The 16,616-nt window shown below is 62.6% G+C and carries 12 protein-coding genes and 2 tRNA genes; 9 read left to right on the top strand and 5 right to left on the bottom strand.

Annotated elements, in window-relative coordinates; translation table 11 throughout:
* Positions 1-43 precede the first annotated feature (43 nt).
* The 3 genes from DBR10_RS05955 to DBR10_RS05965 form a co-directional block, all read right to left on the bottom strand.
* Positions 44-2,227 carry a TonB-dependent receptor gene (locus tag DBR10_RS05955; protein ID WP_108503692.1) on the bottom strand — a complete coding sequence of 728 codons (2,184 nt, stop codon included), beginning with the start codon at positions 2,225-2,227 and terminating at the stop codon, positions 44-46.
* Between the two features lie 305 nt (positions 2,228-2,532).
* Positions 2,533-3,942, bottom strand: a complete 1,410-nt coding sequence (glnA, locus tag DBR10_RS05960; RefSeq protein WP_108503693.1) for a type I glutamate--ammonia ligase — start codon at positions 3,940-3,942, stop codon at positions 2,533-2,535.
* 45 nt (positions 3,943-3,987) lie between these two features.
* Entirely contained in the window at positions 3,988-4,326 is a 339-nt protein-coding gene (locus DBR10_RS05965) for a P-II family nitrogen regulator (RefSeq protein WP_108490229.1), read from the bottom strand.
* Between the two features lie 567 nt (positions 4,327-4,893).
* Here DBR10_RS05965 and DBR10_RS05970 point away from each other — a divergent pair.
* From DBR10_RS05970 to DBR10_RS05990, 5 genes are all read left to right on the top strand, one after another.
* Entirely contained in the window at positions 4,894-5,463 is a 570-nt protein-coding gene (locus DBR10_RS05970; RefSeq protein WP_108503694.1) for a histidine phosphatase family protein, read from the top strand.
* A gap of 14 nt (positions 5,464-5,477) precedes the next feature.
* On the top strand, positions 5,478-6,938 hold the full coding sequence (locus DBR10_RS05975; RefSeq protein WP_108503695.1) for an NAD(P)H-hydrate dehydratase: 1,461 nt from the start codon (positions 5,478-5,480) through the stop codon (positions 6,936-6,938).
* A gap of 54 nt (positions 6,939-6,992) precedes the next feature.
* Positions 6,993-7,077: transfer RNA gene (locus DBR10_RS05980), tRNA-Leu, on the top strand.
* Between the two features lie 191 nt (positions 7,078-7,268).
* Complete coding sequence (gene tig / locus DBR10_RS05985; protein ID WP_272482602.1) at positions 7,269-8,627, top strand: trigger factor; 1,359 nt, start codon at positions 7,269-7,271, stop codon at positions 8,625-8,627.
* 173 nt (positions 8,628-8,800) lie between these two features.
* The gene (locus DBR10_RS05990; RefSeq protein ID WP_108503697.1) at positions 8,801-9,427 is read left to right on the top strand and encodes an ATP-dependent Clp protease proteolytic subunit; all 627 of its coding nucleotides are present in this window, start codon (positions 8,801-8,803) and stop codon (positions 9,425-9,427) included.
* A gap of 100 nt (positions 9,428-9,527) precedes the next feature.
* Here DBR10_RS05990 and DBR10_RS05995 read toward each other — a convergent pair whose 3' ends face one another.
* The gene (locus DBR10_RS05995) at positions 9,528-10,196 is read right to left on the bottom strand and encodes an HAD-IB family hydrolase (RefSeq protein ID WP_108503698.1); all 669 of its coding nucleotides are present in this window, start codon (positions 10,194-10,196) and stop codon (positions 9,528-9,530) included.
* A gap of 345 nt (positions 10,197-10,541) precedes the next feature.
* Between DBR10_RS05995 and clpX the strand changes: the two genes are divergently transcribed.
* From clpX to DBR10_RS06015, 4 genes are all read left to right on the top strand, one after another.
* Positions 10,542-11,804 (top strand): ATP-dependent Clp protease ATP-binding subunit ClpX, encoded by a 1,263-nt coding sequence (clpX, locus tag DBR10_RS06000; RefSeq protein WP_108503699.1) that lies wholly within the window; start codon positions 10,542-10,544, stop codon positions 11,802-11,804.
* A 318-nt stretch (positions 11,805-12,122) separates the two neighbouring features.
* Entirely contained in the window at positions 12,123-14,522 is a 2,400-nt protein-coding gene (gene lon, locus DBR10_RS06005) for an endopeptidase La (protein ID WP_108503700.1), read from the top strand.
* A gap of 148 nt (positions 14,523-14,670) precedes the next feature.
* The gene (locus DBR10_RS06010) at positions 14,671-14,949 is read left to right on the top strand and encodes an HU family DNA-binding protein (protein ID WP_108503701.1); all 279 of its coding nucleotides are present in this window, start codon (positions 14,671-14,673) and stop codon (positions 14,947-14,949) included.
* Between the two features lie 112 nt (positions 14,950-15,061).
* Positions 15,062-15,136, top strand: a tRNA-Val gene (locus tag DBR10_RS06015).
* A gap of 54 nt (positions 15,137-15,190) precedes the next feature.
* Here DBR10_RS06015 and DBR10_RS06020 read toward each other — a convergent pair.
* Positions 15,191-16,441, bottom strand: coding sequence for a glycosyltransferase (locus DBR10_RS06020; protein WP_108503702.1), 1,251 nt, complete (start codon positions 16,439-16,441; stop codon positions 15,191-15,193).
* Positions 16,442-16,616: the final 175 nt, after the last annotated feature.

Consider the following 16,616-nt stretch of genomic DNA (forward strand, 5'->3'; position numbering starts at 1 on the left):
ATTGCGCCACGGCCCTTCCGTCATTCAAACCCTGGAGGGTCTGTTACATCTTCACGTTCAGCGAGACGCCGATCACGCGCGGCTCGTTGACGAAGCCGGTGTTGTTGTTGAAGTCGATCGCGCCCTTGAGGTTGTCCTCGTCGGTGATGTTGCGCGCGAACAGGGCCGCTTCCCAGGCACCGTCCAGCTTTGCGTAGCCGAGCTTCAGGCCGCCTTCGAAGTCGCCCTTGCTGTAGAACTCCTTCGATTCATAGAGGAAGAAGTTGGTCAGGCCCTGCTTCTTCCAGTCCGTGAAGGCGAACAGTTCGCCGTCCGTGCCGAACGGCACAGCGTAGCGGGCCGTGAAGTCCAGGGTGTATTCCGGGGCATTCGGGAACGGGTTGCCGTTGACCAGGGCCTTGCCGGTGCCGTTCAGCGGGTCGGTCAGGGTGCACTGGGCGCAGCCGGCGACCGCCAGGGTGCTGTCCTTGATCTTCGTCTTGTTCAGGCTGTAGCCGCCGGTGAGGGTCAGGTTCTCATTGACCACAAACTCGCCGTCCACCTCGAGGCCGTAGGCCTCGCCCTTCTTGGCATTGATCAGGCGGTTCGAGTTGGAGCCACCGCCGACGGCGCTGAACTGCGGATCGTCGATCGTGTAGGTGAAGACCGCGCCGTTCAGGCGAACCCGGCGATCGAGCAGCTCGCTCTTCAGGCCCAGTTCGTAGGACATGATGGTTTCCGACTTCGCGGCCGAGGCCGGCGAGAAGAAGGCGATGTCACGGCCCTGGATCGACGGACCACGGAAGCCCGAGGCCACTTTACCGTAGACGCTGACGTCATCATTGAGCGCGTAGAAGGCGCTCAGGTCCCAGCTGACCTTCTCGTCCGAGACCGAAACCGGCGCGGCCTTGTTCGGGCCCGAAATGACCTTGAGGTCCTTTTCGTCGCTGGTGTAGCGCAGGCCACCCGTCAGGGTCAGGGCGTCAGTCGCCTTGTACGAGGCCTGTCCGAAGATGGCCCAAGCCTGGTTGCTCTGCTCGAGCGTGGTGGCCGGCGCGAAGCCCGGGTCGGTGCGGATCTGATAGCTGGTGTCGAAATAGAAGGCTCCGACCTGCCAGCTCAGCGGGCCATCGGCGTTGCTGGCGAGGCGGATTTCCTGGGTGAACTGGTCAAGCTGCTTGATGCCGTCCGTGGTGTCCGACGGGAACGGGATGAAGCCCGGACCGGTGACCATGTTGCCACCGTCGATGTCGCCGCGGCTGGAGCCGTCGGTGCTTTCGTGGGCGGTGATCGAGGTCAGGGTCGCGGCACCGAAGTCGTAGTCGACCTTGGCCGAGGCACCCCAGCCGTCATAGGCCTGCGGGTTGTTGGCACCGCCGTCGAAATAGACCGTCTTGCGGTCATAGTTGCGGTTCAGCCGGTTGGAACCCTTGGTCAGGATGTTGGCGCGGAAGACCGCAGCGGTGCCTTCCAGATCGCGACCGTGGATGTTGAACAGGGCGCTCAGCTTTTCGGTCGGCGTGAACAGGACCTGCAGGCGTGCAGCCTTTTCATCAAAGCCGCCAAGGGCGTCATTCTGCTTCGTGAAGGCGTTGTTGATCCAGTTGTCGCGGTGCTGAACCAGCAGCGAGGCACGGGCCGAAACCTTGCCGGGGACCAGGGCGCCGCCGACGCCGCCATCGAAGGTCATGGTGTTGAAGCTGCCATAGGTGGCGGCTGCACGGGCCTTGAACTCTTCGCTCGGCTTGACCGTGTCGAACTTCACGATGCCGGCCGTGGTGTTGCGGCCGAACAGGGTTCCTTGCGGGCCGCGCAGGACTTCGACCTGTTCAAGGTCATAGATCGGCGAGCTTTTCAGCACGACGTTCTCAAGAACGACTTCGTCCTGGATAATCGAAACGGGTTGCGAGGCGGCCAGATCGAAATCGCTGTTGCCGAGGCCCCGGATGTAGAAGCGGGGCGCGACGCGGCCGTTGGACGACTCGGCATAGAGACCCGGAGCCTTGCCCGACATGGCCAGGATGTCTTCACCGGCGGCAAAGGTCGATTGCAGGGCCTCGCCGGAGAGGGCGGCCACCGAGACCGGCACGTCCTGGAGGTTTTCGCTGCGCTTCTGGGCAGTGATGATCACTTCACTGACGGTGTCCTGGGCCATGGCCGCAGGCGCGGCTGCGATGGCGGCGCAAAGCGCGGCGGTGCCACAGGTGACGCTGAGGGCGCGACGGAGGGTGCGGTTAGGCTGATGCATGGAGAGATCCTGCTGCTGAGGCCGAGCCGGATGTCGCTGCCACTTGCGGGGCGTTCACACGGCCTTGGTGGTGCAGCGAATAAGCGAAGTTGGCCGGCTTGGGATATCGCCGAGGGGCCGATTTCCGCGCCATCCCGCCGATTGCGACGGTTATGTTGCCCCGTTGCGACAATTTTGCTCAGTCGGCGCCACTTAAGTAAGAAGTCATTCCCGAGTGACGGGGGCGAGAGGCCCCATGATTCTACAAAGAAGAAGGGCCGGAGATTGCTCTCCGGCCCTTCTCGCTGACTCTGAGGGAGCTCAGACTAGCACTTGTAGTACATCTCGAACTCGACCGGGTGCGGATGCAGTTGCAGACGCATGACCTCTTCCATCTTCAGCTCGATGTAGCTGTCGATGAAGTCGTCATCCATGACGCCGCCGGCCTTCAGGAAGGCGCGGTCCTTGTCGAGGTTCTCGAGAGCCTCGCGGAGCGAACCGCAGACTTCCGGGATCTTCTTCTGCTCGCGCGGGGGCAGGTCATAGAGGTTCTTGTCGGCGGGCGCGCCCGGATCGATCTTGTTGTTGATGCCGTCCAGGCCGGCCATCAGCAGGGCGACGAAGGTCAGATAGGGGTTGCCCATCGGGTCGGGGAAGCGGGCTTCCAGACGCTTGGCCTTCGGCGAATCGACGTGCGGAATGCGGATCGAGGCCGAGCGGTTGCGAGCCGAATAGGCCAGCTTCACCGGGGCTTCGTAGCCGGGCACCAGGCGCTTATACGAGTTCGTCGTGGAGTTCGAGAACGCGTTGATCGCCTTGGCGTGCTTGATGATGCCGCCGATGTACCACAGGCACATGTCCGACAGACCGGCATACTTGTCGCCGGCGAAGAGCGGCTTGCCGTCGCCCCAGATCGACTGGTGGACGTGCATGCCCGAACCGTTGTCGCCGAACATCGGCTTGGCCATGAAGGTGGCCGTCTTGCCGTAGGCGTGAGCCACGTTGTGGATCACGTACTTGTAGAGTTGCAGACGGTCGGCCATCGTCACCATGGTGTCGAACTTCAGGCCGAGTTCGTGCTGGGCCGGTGCCACTTCGTGGTGATGCTTTTCCGGCTTCATGCCCAGCTCGCCCATGACGGCCAGCATTTCGCCGCGCAGGTCCTGGGCCGAGTCGATCGGGTTGACCGGGAAGTAGCCACCCTTCGGGCCCGGACGGTGACCCATATTGCCTTCGGCATAGGTCTTGGCGGAGTTGCCGGGCAGCTCGATCGAGTCGAACGAATAGCTCGTATCGTTGGGAGCCGTGTTCCACTTCACGTCGTCGAAGATGAAGAATTCTGCTTCCGGGCCGAAGAACACGGTGTCGCCGATCCCCGAGGCCTTCACGTAGGCCAGGGCGGCCTTGGCGATCGAGCGGGGGTCGCGGTTGTAGGGCGTGCCCGAGTCGGGGTTCACGACGTCGCAGAACAGGGCCAGCGTGGTCTGCTGATAGAAGGGGTCGATGATCGCGGTCGACAGATCCGGGCGGAGCTTCATGTCCGACTCGTTGATGGCCTTCCAGCCGGCGATCGACGAACCGTCGAACATCGTGCCGTCATTGAGGAAGTCGTCATCGACGAGGTCGATATCGAAGGTGACGTGCTGCATCTTGCCGCGAACGTCGGTGAAACGGACGTCGACATACTTGACGTCCTTTTCCTTGATCAGGTCCAGGATTTCCTTGGCGGTGCTCATTCCGTATCCCCTTCTTGAGCCTCGAATGTGTTTTACGGTCTCTGCCTAGACGGCAGCGGGACCGCTTTCTCCGGTCCGGATGCGGATGACTTCCGCAATATCCGACACGAAAATCTTGCCATCGCCGATGCGACCCGTGCGGGCCGCTCGGGTGATGGCCTCCAGGGCAAGTTCCAGCTGGCTGTCCTCGACAACGACCTCAACCTTGATTTTCGGGAGGAAGTCCACGACGTACTCAGCGCCACGATAGAGTTCTGTATGGCCCTTCTGGCGACCGTAGCCCTTGGCCTCGAGCACCGTCATGCCCTGGACACCCATGTCCTGCAGGGCCTCTTTGACCTCATCGAGCTTGAACGGCTTGATGATGGCTTCAATCTTCTTCATCGGTTCAAATTCCGGGAACGCCGACGGTTGGCGTCCTTGATTGACGGGCACCGATCATGACGGGGGCAAGCGCCGCAAGCACGGGCTCTAAGGAAAAGTGAACTGTCGGCTGCCACCCGGCAGTCTGTCCGAATCTTGTGCAACGTTTGATCGCAGTTTGAGCAAATTGCGTTTCGACAGCAAAAGCAAGGAAGGTACGCGGTTCCGACGGCCAGATTGCGCGAAACGTGCGTTTCAGCGTGGTGCTGCGGGGTGGTTTTGCTGCGGATCATTGCAGGATTGACCACGGTGCCTGCAGGCAGATCGGCGTTTCCAGGGCGAAGGCACCAGGCGCTGCTGAAGATTATGGCGAAATTTGCCTTCGTGCGGCGCCCGGAAGCGGGATGGATCTTGCCGTAGTATCCTCCGGCGCGGCATTCGCTTTTGAGATTTGGCCGTTAAGCTGGGTTTTCGCATGACGGCTTGCCCCGTTTGGTCAGATCAAGGCCTGGACTGCCTCGCACAGTGGCATTGACCCGCAATGTCCAACAGCACTGGTCTTCGGTTGTTCAGAAGGATCGCCTCGCAATGAACCTCGTCAGCGTCATTCGGCATGGTCGTCCGGCCTCCAGTTGGGGCGATGCGGATCAGGATCCCGGGCTTGATCCGGCTGGCCGGGCGCAGGCTGAGGCTGTCGCCGCGCAGTTTCTGGCCCTGCCGGCGGAGGAGCGTCCGACCCGCGTGGTGTCTTCTCCGCTCCGCCGTTGCCGGGAGACGGCCGAGCCGCTTGCCGAAGCCTTGGATGTCGACATCATTATTGACCCCCGCGTCGGCGAAATCCCGACGCCGGTCGGGATGTCCGCTGCTGATCGGCCCACCTGGCTGCGCAGGGCGTTCGGTGGACAGTGGCAAGCGGTTGAGGGCGACCTCGACTATCGTGCCTGGGCACAGTCCGTCGAGGTTGCCCTGACCGACTATCCCGGTGCGGCCGTCTTTAGCCATTTTGTTGCGCTGAATGCCGCTGTCGCGATTGCGACAGGTCGGGAAGAGGTTGCGGTCTTTCGCCCGGACCACTGCTCCATAACGCGGTTTGAGGTTCAGGCCGGCCATCTGCGCCTCGAGACCCTGGGGCGTGAATCCGACAGCCAGGTCCTCTAAGGGAGGGCGTGGCAGTGGCACACGAGATCCTGACTGTGGCTCAGATGGCCGATGTGGACCGGGCCGCGGTGGCAGGCGGGACCTCCGTCGTCAGTTTGATGGAGCGCGCGGGGGCAGCGGTCGTCCAGGCGATTGTCTCCCGCTACAGGCTGCGGCCCGTTGTGGTCTGGTGTGGCCCCGGAAACAACGGCGGCGATGGCTATGTCGTCGCCCGCCACCTTGCCGCGCTTGGCTGGCCGGTCCGGGTAGAGGTCGCCGCTTCGCCCGTAACCGAGGCGGCGCAAGCGGTGGCTCGGTTGTGGACAGGCGAGGTTGGGCCTCTTCGGTTTGAGGCCTTGCCGGAAGCCCTCTATGTCGATGCCCTTCTCGGAGCGGGTCTGACCCGCCCTCTTGAAGGGGATGTCGCTCGTCTGGCGAAACTGGCCATGGAGTGGAACGTGTCGATCATTGCCGTCGATGTTCCAAGCGGCTTGTCCGGAGACCGCGGCAAACCGCTTGGGGATGCCGTGTTCAAGGCAGAGTTGACGGTGACTTTCCATCGCAGGAAGCCCGCCCACGCGCTTGCGGCGGGTCGCGCATTTTGTGGAGAGATCGTCGTTTCGGATATCGGGCTGGGATCCGTCCCCGGGTCGGTGGGGCTTATGGAGAACACGCCAGCGCTCTGGTCCATTCGCTTTCCCTGGCCAGCTGTAGATGCCCACAAGTTTCGGCGGGGGCGGTTGAAAGTGATCAGCGGGGATGCCTGGCGGACCGGTGCGGCCAGGCTTGCGGCCCGCGCGGGGCTTCGGATCGGTGCCGGCGTAGTCACCCTTCTGTCGCCGCCGGCGGCCCTCGGCGTGAACGCCGCGCATCTTGAGGCGATCATGCTGGAGGCGTTCGAAGGTGAAACCGACCTGGAAGCATCCGCCGAGGCCGCCGATGCGGTCGTGATCGGTCCTGCAGCCGGGATCGGGGAGGGGACTGTTCGACATCTCTTTGCTATCGCACGGACCGGCGCGGCGCTCGTGGTTGATGCCGATGCTTTGACGAGCTTCCGGCACGACCCCGATCTGCTGTTCTCGGCCCTCGATCGCGATGATGTCCTTACACCCCACGCCGGCGAGTTCGAGCGGATCTTCCCCGGGCTGCTGGGTCAGTTTCCCGAGCGGATCACGGCGGCCCGCGAAGCGGCGCAGAGAGCCGGAGCGGTTGTGCTCCTGAAGGGGCCAGACACCGTTGTTGCAGCCCCGGACGGGCGCGCGGCCGTCTCGCTCAACGCCGTCCCCTGGCTGGCGACCGCAGGTTCCGGGGACGTTCTGGCGGGCTTTATCGGCGGCTTGATCGCCCAGGGCATGGACAGCTTCGAGGCCGCCTGTGCCGGGGCCTGGATTCATGCCGAGTGCGGAGCGTCCTTTGGGCCCGGCCTAATCTCAGAGGACCTGCCGGGCCTGGTGCCTTCCGTCCTGGGGCGGCTTTACGCTGACCGGTTTGCGTGAGCGTCAGGCCTGCACTTGCACAGGGGGCATGAAATCCGTAAGCCCTCCGTCCACGCGGATGTGGCGAAACTGGTAGACGCACCAGATTTAGGTTCTGGCACCGAGAGGTGTGGAGGTTCGAGTCCTCTCATCCGCACCAAATTCAAAGGCTGCTCCTGACCTGAAATGGCGGGTGTGACTTTTGCCGCCGGTGCTCTTGGATGCTTGCGCACGTCGTGACATAAGAGCGCTCTTTCGCCGCCCCGGGCCACGCGGGCGGCGTCGATGTTTTGGACCCCAGGGCGAACCCCCGACGCGTGTCGTCGCAGGTTCGAGAATATGACAATGTCGATGCAGATCGTTGAAAAGTCGGGCGAAGGCCTGAGCCGCGTTTTTGGAGTGACGGTTCCGGCCGCTGAGCTGGCGACGCGCCTTGAAGCGCGGATCGCCGAAGTCGCACCGCAAATGAACGTCAAGGGCTTCCGCCCCGGCAAGGTCCCTGCGGCCCACGTTCGTCGCCTGTACGGCAAGGCGCTGATGGGCGAAGTCGTTGAGCAGGCGCTCAATGAGACCACCCAGAAGGTGCTTGACGACAACAAGCTGCGCCCCGCCGGCCAGCCCGACCTGAAGCCCTCGTCGGACATGGAAAAGGTCATTGCCGGTGGCGAAGACCTCGCGTTCGAACTGGCCGTTGAAGTCATGCCTGACTTCGAGCCGATCGACCCTGCGACCATCGCCCTCACCAAACCGGTCTACAAGGTGAGCGAAGCCGAGGTCGACGAGGCCCTGGCCGAACTCGCCAAGCAGGCCCGGACCTATGAGCCCCGCAAGGGCAAGAGCCTGAAGGCCAAGGACGGCGATCAACTGCTCATCGATTTTGTCGGTACGGTTGACGGCGTCGAGTTCGCGGGCGGCAAGGCCGAAGGTGCTGAACTGGTTCTGGGTTCGGGTCAGTTCATCCCCGGCTTCGAGGAACAACTCGTCGGTGCCAAGCCGGGCGACGAAGTCACTGTGAAGGTGACTTTCCCGGAAGATTACCAGGCCAAGGATCTTGCCGGTAAGGCTGCCGAGTTCGCGACCAAGGTCACGGAAGTCCGCGCTCCGGTTGACGCCGAGGCCGATGACGAACTGGCCAAGCGTCTGGGCCTCTCCGACCTCGCCGCCCTCAAGGACCTGCTGAAGTCCAACCTGTCGGGCCGGTACGACAACTCGTCGCGTTTCAAGCTGAAGCGGGCCCTGCTGGACGTTCTGGATACCCAGCACGACTTCCCGCTGCCCCCGCGCATGGTAGACGCCGAGTTTGGTGGCATCTGGCAGCAGGTCCAGGCCGACAAGGCCCAGGGCGGCCTGCCGCCGGAAGATGCCGACAAGTCGGAAGACCAGCTGAAGGACGAGTACCGCAAGATCGCCGAGCGCCGTGTGCGCCTCGGCCTGGTTCTGGCCGAAATCGGTCGCAAGAACGAGGTCGCGGTGACCGATCAGGAGCTTACCGACGCCATCATGCGCGAAGCCCGCCAGTATGGTGCCCAGGCCCAGCAGGTGTTCGACATGTACCGCCAACGCAGCGACCTGCAGGCCGCTCTGCGCGCTCCGATCTATGAGGATAAGGTTGTCGACCTGATCTTCGGCAAGGCCAAGATCGAGGAAAAGGAAGTCTCCAAGGAAGAGCTCCTGGAAGAAGACGATCTGCCGGAAGGCTACGGCGGCTGATCCGTCGAACCGAGACGAACAGGGGGCGCAGCTTGCAAGGGCTGCGCCCTTTTTCTTTATGTGCGGTCGGGGTCCGCCTCCTTGCAACCTGTTAAGCCCCACGCGATATGCGTTGGCGACGCCGCGCGAGGTCCGATTCGCACGGCCCCAAAACGCGAAAAAGGGCGAACCCTATGTATGATCCGATGGCGACGGCGATGAACCTCGTGCCGATGGTGGTTGAACAGACCAGCCGCGGCGAGCGTGCGTTCGACATTTTCTCGCGTCTTCTGAAGGAGCGGATCATCTTCCTGACCGGTCCAGTCGAGGACGGCATGGCCAGCCTGATCTGCGCTCAGCTTCTCTTCCTGGAGTCCGAGAACCCCAAGAAGGAAATCGCCATGTACATCAACTCGCCGGGCGGCGTCGTCACGGCGGGCCTCGCAATCTACGACACCATGCAATACATCAAGAGCCCGGTTTCGACGGTTTGCATGGGCATGGCCGCATCGATGGGCAGCCTGCTGCTTTGCGCCGGTGCCGCTGGCCATCGCATCTCGCTTCCCAATTCGCGGATCATGGTCCACCAGCCGTCCGGCGGCTTCCGCGGCCAGGCCTCGGATATCGAGCGCCACGCTGAAGACATCATCAAGACCAAGCGCCGCTTGAACGAGATCTACGTCAAGCATTGCGGTCGCACCTACGAAGAGGTTGAGCGCACCCTGGACCGCGACCATTTCATGAGCGCGGAAGAAGCCAAGGCCTGGGGTCTGATCGACCACATCAATGAAAGCCGCGACGGTCCCGATATCGCCGAATAGGCATCGGCGCAAAGACGCGATGATCCAAGCCGCTCCCTGAACTCGGGGGGCGGCTTTTTCGTGGGAGCTACAGCTCTCGGCGAGGCGAAGGCTGCGGGCGTCAAGGCTTGCCGCGGAAGACGCGATAGCCACGCTCGTCGGCGATGGCCAGCATTTCGGTATCCCCGGACGTGTCGCCATAGGCAGCATCCAGGCGAACGTCCTCGCCGAACACTTCCTTCAGACGGACGACCTTCTCCTTGGCCCGGCAATTGGGGCCGGAGAGGGCACCGATGACCCGGTCGTTGAGGTCCAGGGCCAGGCGTGTCCCGATCAGCATGTCTGCACCGAGGCCGCGGGCAAAGGGTGCCACGGTGATTTCAGGGGACGCCGTGACGATCACCAGCTTTGCGCCCCTGGCCCGCCACTGACGCCAGGCCGCGATCGCGTCCGGGCGGAACAGCGAGAGCGCATGAATTTCGGCAAAGCTCCTGGCGTCCGCTTCCAGGCGACTGAGGCTGACGCCCCTGAGGAACTCCCGGACAGCCGCAGCCTTGAGCTTCCCGCGATTGCGATTGAATGCATAGGCGATCAGGGCCGGCGACAGCTTGATCAGGCCGATGGCCCAGCGGGTAGGGCCTGCGCGCCAGCGAAGGAAGGCGTTGAAGCTGTCGCGGGCCGTCAGGGTCCCGTCAAAATCAAAGGCGACGAGGGCAGGCGCATCCAGCATGTCACCGGTCATCGGTTTCGATGCCGTCAGGCCCTTGGCCATCAATGTGCGCTTCGCCATTCGTTTCCGCGCCCGCCGGGCGCGCCTTGTTTAATCAGCGGGTGTTCGACCACGATTCCCGGTCGGCCTCTAAAGTCTTCCGGCATCCCGGTCTTCACCGGGCGTGCGAGCGGTTGCGCCTTAACCCATAAGCCCCAATTTAGGATAGAAGGCACGGGCACCGCACGCTGCTTTCGTGAGTCCCGTGCCTGAATACGGCGGCAAGGCTTGTGAACTGCGGCGGGATCGGGGAATGTCAAGGATTAGACAACTCCCGGCCTGTAGGCTGTCCGCTCGGCGGCAGTGTGTGAGCCAGGAGCGGGCGGCACGGCAGTAGCTGGTGCCGCCATAGCGTGAGAAGCGACCATGACGAAAGCCGCGAGCGGCGATACCAAGAGCACTCTGTATTGTTCTTTCTGCGGAAAGAGCCAGCATGAGGTGCGTAAGCTCATCGCGGGACCGACGGTGTTCATTTGTGATGAATGCGTCGAGCTCTGCATGGACATCATCCGCGAAGAGCACAAGATCGCCTTTGTTAAGTCGAAGGATGGTGTGCCGACACCTCGCGAGATCTGCGAAGTCCTGGACGATTACGTTATTGGGCAAGGGCACGCCAAGAAGGTGCTCGCGGTCGCGGTGCACAATCACTACAAGCGCCTGAACCACGCCTCCAAGAACAACGACGTCGAACTGGCGAAGTCCAACATCCTGCTGGTCGGTCCGACCGGTACGGGCAAGACGCTGCTGGCTCAGACTCTCGCCCGAATCATCGATGTGCCCTTCACGATGGCGGACGCCACCACCCTGACCGAGGCCGGTTATGTCGGTGAGGACGTCGAGAATATCGTGCTAAAGCTGCTCCAGGCTGCCGACTACAATGTCGAGCGGGCCCAGCGCGGCATCGTCTACATCGATGAAATCGACAAGATCAGCCGCAAGTCGGACAACCCGTCGATCACCCGCGATGTTTCGGGCGAGGGTGTGCAGCAGGCCCTGCTGAAGATCATGGAAGGGACCGTGGCGTCCGTTCCGCCGCAGGGTGGCCGCAAGCATCCGCAGCAGGAGTTCCTGCAGGTCGACACGACGAACATCCTGTTCATCTGCGGCGGGGCCTTCGCAGGTCTGGAGCGCATCATTTCGGCGCGCGGCCAGGGCAAGTCGATCGGCTTCGGCGCCAAGGTGGCCGATCCGGAAGAGCGTCGCACGGGCGAGATCCTGCGCAACGTTGAGCCGGATGACCTGCAGCGCTTTGGCCTGATCCCGGAATTCATTGGCCGCTTGCCGGTGATCGCGACCCTGGAAGACCTCGACGAGGCCGCCCTGGTGAAGATCCTGACCGAGCCGAAGAACGCCTTCGTCAAGCAGTACCAGCGCCTGTTCGAGATGGAGAACATCGGCCTGACCTTCACCGAGGACGCGCTCCACGGGGTGGCGACCAAGGCCATCGCGCGCAAGACCGGCGCTCGTGGCCTGCGGTCGATCATGGAAGGCATTCTGCTCGAGACCATGTTCGAACTGCCCAACTACGAAGGCGTCGAAGAAGTGGTTGTGAACGCTGAAGTCGTTGAAGGCCGGGCTCAGCCCCTGTTGATCTATGCCGAAAAGAAGGGCGGGGCGGCTTCGGCCTAACCCCGGGATCCCGCTCCGGGGGCTTTGGCCTTCCCGGGGCGGGGCCCCGACCTGCATTGCGCCTGCGTGGGCAGCGCGTCGCCAGATGGCGCGCCCTCTTCTGGGATTTTGCTGGTCACGTGTTTCTACCGGTGCCGCGACCTCTGGTCGCTAAGCGCGGGTGATCCTTGAAGATCGTCAAGAAACGTCCACATAAATAGCGAGCATTCGCCCAGTCCCGGGCGGACGGGCCGCACGACTCAGGCGCATCGTCTGGCGTGACGGCGGCCCGCATGGCCGAGCGCGAAATTTCCGCGCCGGTCAGGAGTAGAAAGCATCATGTCTGAGATTCGTACGCTTCCTGTTCTGCCCCTGCGGGATATTGTTGTGTTCCCGCACATGGTGGTTCCGTTGTTTGTCGGTCGGGACAAGTCTGTTCGCGCCCTCGAGGAGGTCATGCGCGGCGACAAGCAGATCCTGTTGGTGACCCAGAAGAATTCAGCGGATGACGACCCCTCACCGGGCGACATCTATGACGTTGGGGTACTGGCGACGGTCTTGCAGCTCCTGAAGCTTCCTGACGGCACGGTGAAAGTGCTCGTTGAGGGCAAGGCGCGGGCTGCGGTCATTCGCTTTACCGACCAGGAGTCGTTCTACGAGGCGCAGATCGGCGAAGTCAGCGAAGACGAAGGCGTCGGTCCCGAGGCTGAAGCCCTGTCGCGCGCCGTCGTTGAGCAGTTCGAGAACTACGTCAAACTGAACAAGAAGGTCCCGCCCGAGGCCCTCGCGTCGATCCCGCAGATTGCCGAGCCCGGCAAGCTTGCCGACAGCATTGCGGCGCACCTTTCGGTCAAGATCGGCGACAAACAGCACCTGCTGGAAATCTTCGATATCGTGAAGCGCCTGGAGAAGGTCTTCGCGCTGATGGAGGGCGAGATCAGCGTCCTGCAGGTCGAGAAGAAGATCCGCTCGCGCGTGAAGCGCCAGATGGAGAAGACCCAGCGCGAGTACTATCTCAACGAGCAGATGAAGGCGATCCAGCGCGAGCTCGGTGATCCGGATGACCAGCGCGACGAGCTGATCGACCTCGAAAAGCGCATCAAAAAGACCCGGCTTTCGAAGGAGGCCCGGACCAAGGCTGAGGGCGAGCTGAAGAAGCTGCGCAACATGAGCCCTATGTCCGCCGAGAGCACGGTCGTTCGCAACTATCTGGACTGGATGCTGTCGATCCCCTGGGGGAAGGCCAAGACCAAGAAGATCGATCTGACCGAAGCCGAGAACATTCTCGATGCCGACCACTACGGGCTTGAGAAGGTCAAGGAGCGGATTCTCGAGTACCTGGCGGTTCAGGCCCGAACCAACTCGCTCAAGGGGCCGATCCTCTGCCTCGTCGGCCCGCCCGGCGTCGGCAAGACCTCACTGGGCAAGTCGCTCGCCAAGGCGACAGGCCGAGAGTTCGTGCGGATGAGCCTCGGCGGGGTTCGGGACGAAGCTGAAATCCGTGGTCACCGCCGCACCTATATCGGCTCGATGCCCGGCAAGGTCATCCAGTCGATGAAGAAGGCCAAGACGACCAATGCCTTCGTCCTGCTCGACGAAATCGACAAGATGGGCAGTGACTATCGTGGCGATCCGGCCTCGGCTCTGCTCGAAGTCCTCGATCCGGCGCAGAACTCGACCTTCGGCGACCACTATCTTGAGGTCGACTACGATCTCTCACAGGTGATGTTCGTCACGACGGCCAATAGCCTCAACATGCCCCAGCCCCTGCTGGATCGCATGGAGATCATTCGCATCGCCGGCTACACCGAGGATGAGAAGCTTGAAATCGCCACGCGTCACGTCCTGCCCAAGCTGATCAAGGATCACGGACTGAAGGAGTCCGAGTTCTTTGTGCCCGAAAAGGCGATCCGCGACCTTATCCGCTACTACACGCGGGAAGCCGGCGTCCGCTCGCTTGAGCGCGAGTTGGGCAAGCTCGCTCGCAAGGCCGTGCGCGACCTCGGTCGGGAACAGATCACCTCGATCACGATTGATGACGAGCGGCTCGCCAAGTACGCCGGCGTCAAGAAGTACCGCTATGGCGAAACCGACGAGATCGATCAGGTCGGGATCGTTACGGGTCTGGCCTGGACGGAGTTCGGTGGCGATATCCTCACCATCGAAGCCGTGAAGATGCCGGGCAAGGGCCGCATGACGGTCACGGGCAACCTCAAGGACGTGATGAAGGAGTCGATCTCCGCCGCTCAGTCCTATGTCCGGTCACGCGCCCTGCATTTCGGGATCAAGCCGCCGGTCTTTGAAAAGACCGATGTCCACATCCACGTTCCGGACGGCGCAACGCCCAAGGATGGCCCGTCCGCCGGGGCGGCCATGGCGGTGGCCATGGTGTCCGTCCTGACCGGGATCCCGATCCGCAAGGATATCGCCATGACCGGCGAAATCACCCTGCGGGGCCGGGTCACGGCCATCGGAGGCCTCAAGGAAAAGCTCCTAGCGGCCCTGCGCTCGGGTGTAAAAACCGTCCTGATCCCGCAGGAGAACGAGAAGGATCTCGTTGACGTACCTCAGTCTGTGAAGGACGGCCTAGAGATCATCCCTGTTTCCACGGCCGATGAGGTTCTGAAGCATGCCTTGACCGGTCCGCTGACGCCGATCGAATGGAGCGAGGCTGACGAGCCAATTGCTGCAGCTGCGAAGGTTGATGACGGCGACGCAGACGCGATTCTCACCCATTGAGCGTAAGTTACTGTCGATAAGTTGGGCGGCGCGGGTCATTCCCGCGTCGCCTTCGTTTGACGGGACTTTTTCTGCGGCCATAATCGGCAGCAAGCGAAGCGGTGTCGGCTTTTACAAGACGCCGCCGCTTTAGGGCTGGGAGAAAAACATGACCACAAAAGCCGAACTCGTGACGGCCATCGCCGAAAAGGCGGGCATCAATAAAAATCAGGCCAAGGACGCTCTGGAAGCCTTCGTTGAATCGGTCACCGAGTCCCTCAAGGCTGGTGAAGACGTTCGGCTTGTGGGCTTTGGCACATTCAAGGCCGTCGCACGCGCAGCGGGAACCGCTCGTAATCCTCGGACCGGCGAGACGGTGAACCGTCCGGCCTCGAAGACCGCCCGGTTTCAGGTCGGCGAAGGTTTGAAGACCAGCCTCAACAGCTAAGCCTTTCCGAAGGGCAGGAGAGGGGCGGGGCACCGGGTGGTGCGCTCGCCCTTTTTTATTTTCCGGCTTTCGCCTTCCGGTCCCGGAGGCTAGAAGGCCCGACGCATTTGGGGGGCGGTTAGCTCAGCGGTAGAGCGTCTCGTTTACACCGAGAGGGTCGGGGGTTCGATCCCCTCACCGCCCACCAGAAAGTTCTGACCGGCCCTTGTCCGGTAGGTTGAAGACCCCCGACAGTCTGCGATCAGAGCAGGGTCTCTATGAGCCGCGTTGCACGGCGGTTGGCGAAATCGGCCTGGACAAGGCGGCCGAGGCTAACGGCCTGTTCCCGGAACACCGGGTCGTCCAGTAGCGTCGTGATTGCAACGACAAGCTCATCAACACTGGCTTGAGCCGAGCGGACCAGACCCGCCCCGCGACCCGTGGCCCTTGCTGCGTTATCATGCTGGTCCCGTCCGAGAGGAAGGCACAGCAACGGAACGCCGGCCATCAGGGGGCGAAGGGTCGATCCGTGGCCTGCATGGGTAATGAACAGCGCGGCCATGGGCAGGAGGTCCGAGTGAGCCCCAGCCCTAACGATCGTGACATTCTGCGGGGCTTTGAATTCATCTGGAGACAGGGTTGGCCCCGTCGTCACAACAGCCCTCACCGGGAGCCGTCCAAGAGCCTCGATGACTCGACCGAGAACGCCTTCCTGAGCCTGGTAGAGGCTCGAGAAGGAGACCAGCACAAGCGGGGCATCGCCATCAGGGGCAGATAGCCGGGGAGCCCAGGCCGGATCCGACATGTAGGGTCCAGCATAGGCAAAGGGCTCGGGAAGGACGTCGGGTGCAAAATCGAAAGCCTGGCTGGTCGCCAGAAGAACGCGTGCCGCATAGCCGACCTGTTCGAACAGGTCGACGAGAGGTGCAAGCTCAAGGGCCTCTCTGGCCGCATTGAGCGCCGGCAGTCCGGCCTGAAAGAAGCCGCGGCTCATCTGGGTGACCATGCTGTGCATGGTCCGCTCCTCATCGCTGCTCGCTGGCTGCATTCCCGCGCCGAAGGGCGGGACGCCTTCGAGGGTCGGGAGCGACCAGATATTGGCCGCGAACACCGCCAGCGGAAGGTTTCGGGCCTCTGCCGCCACCATCGCGCCAAACAGGAGTTCCTGGCTGATGACCACATCAGGTTTGAAGGTGTCGATCACCTCCAGCGCATCAAGCGCGTAGGCTAGGGCAGGGCCCGTCATCACCCGGTCCAGAAGCCGATGGATGATGTCCAGAGGGTTATCGGCCTCGTGATCTTTCAGCCGGTCGTCCTCGCGGCTCTTGCCGGTCTGGCTGGGGGCACGGGTCCAGGGGCGGAACGGAACCTCGACGAAGCCTGCGTCCGGTTCGTTGCAGAGGTCGCTCACCACGAGGACCTCGTGGCCCTCAAGCATGGCTTCACGGGCCGCCAGAAGCAGGGGCTGGACGTGTCCGCCGCCTTCCCATGTTGTGAACAGAAAACGCGCCATCCAGACCCCGCCGCTTCTGCTTCCGACTTACGCGTTCCGGGTGGCCCTTGCCATGCCTGTTCTGGCCCGGTGCCGGCAAGGGAACTCTAACTGTCGCGAAACCTTTATCGATCCGAGGTCGAATGATGTGGCCCGGCGCTTCGATAGGGATTCGGTATGACGGACTACAGGCGGG

It is taken from the genome of Caulobacter sp. HMWF025 (assembly GCF_003060965.1).
Taxonomy (GTDB): domain Bacteria; phylum Pseudomonadota; class Alphaproteobacteria; order Caulobacterales; family Caulobacteraceae; genus Caulobacter.

Bases quoted from the DNA above. Each gene is read 5' to 3' on its own strand.
- lon (WP_108503700.1), top strand. From the start codon at position 12,123: ATGTCTGAGATTCGTACGCTTCCTGTTCTGCCCCTGCGGGATATTGTT.
- DBR10_RS05995 (WP_108503698.1), bottom strand. From the start codon at position 10,196: ATGGCGAAGCGCACATTGATGGCCAAGGGCCTGACGGCATCGAAACCG.
- clpX (WP_108503699.1), top strand. From the start codon at position 10,542: ATGACGAAAGCCGCGAGCGGCGATACCAAGAGCACTCTGTATTGTTCT.
- DBR10_RS05965 (WP_108490229.1), bottom strand. From the start codon at position 4,326: ATGAAGAAGATTGAAGCCATCATCAAGCCGTTCAAGCTCGATGAGGTC.
- DBR10_RS06020 (WP_108503702.1), bottom strand. From the start codon at position 16,441: ATGGCGCGTTTTCTGTTCACAACATGGGAAGGCGGCGGACACGTCCAG.
- DBR10_RS06010 (WP_108503701.1), top strand. From the start codon at position 14,671: ATGACCACAAAAGCCGAACTCGTGACGGCCATCGCCGAAAAGGCGGGC.
- tig (WP_272482602.1), top strand. From the start codon at position 7,269: ATGCAGATCGTTGAAAAGTCGGGCGAAGGCCTGAGCCGCGTTTTTGGA.
- glnA (WP_108503693.1), bottom strand. From the start codon at position 3,942: ATGAGCACCGCCAAGGAAATCCTGGACCTGATCAAGGAAAAGGACGTC.
- DBR10_RS05990 (WP_108503697.1), top strand. From the start codon at position 8,801: ATGTATGATCCGATGGCGACGGCGATGAACCTCGTGCCGATGGTGGTT.
- DBR10_RS05970 (WP_108503694.1), top strand. From the start codon at position 4,894: ATGAACCTCGTCAGCGTCATTCGGCATGGTCGTCCGGCCTCCAGTTGG.
- DBR10_RS05955 (WP_108503692.1), bottom strand. From the start codon at position 2,227: ATGCATCAGCCTAACCGCACCCTCCGTCGCGCCCTCAGCGTCACCTGT.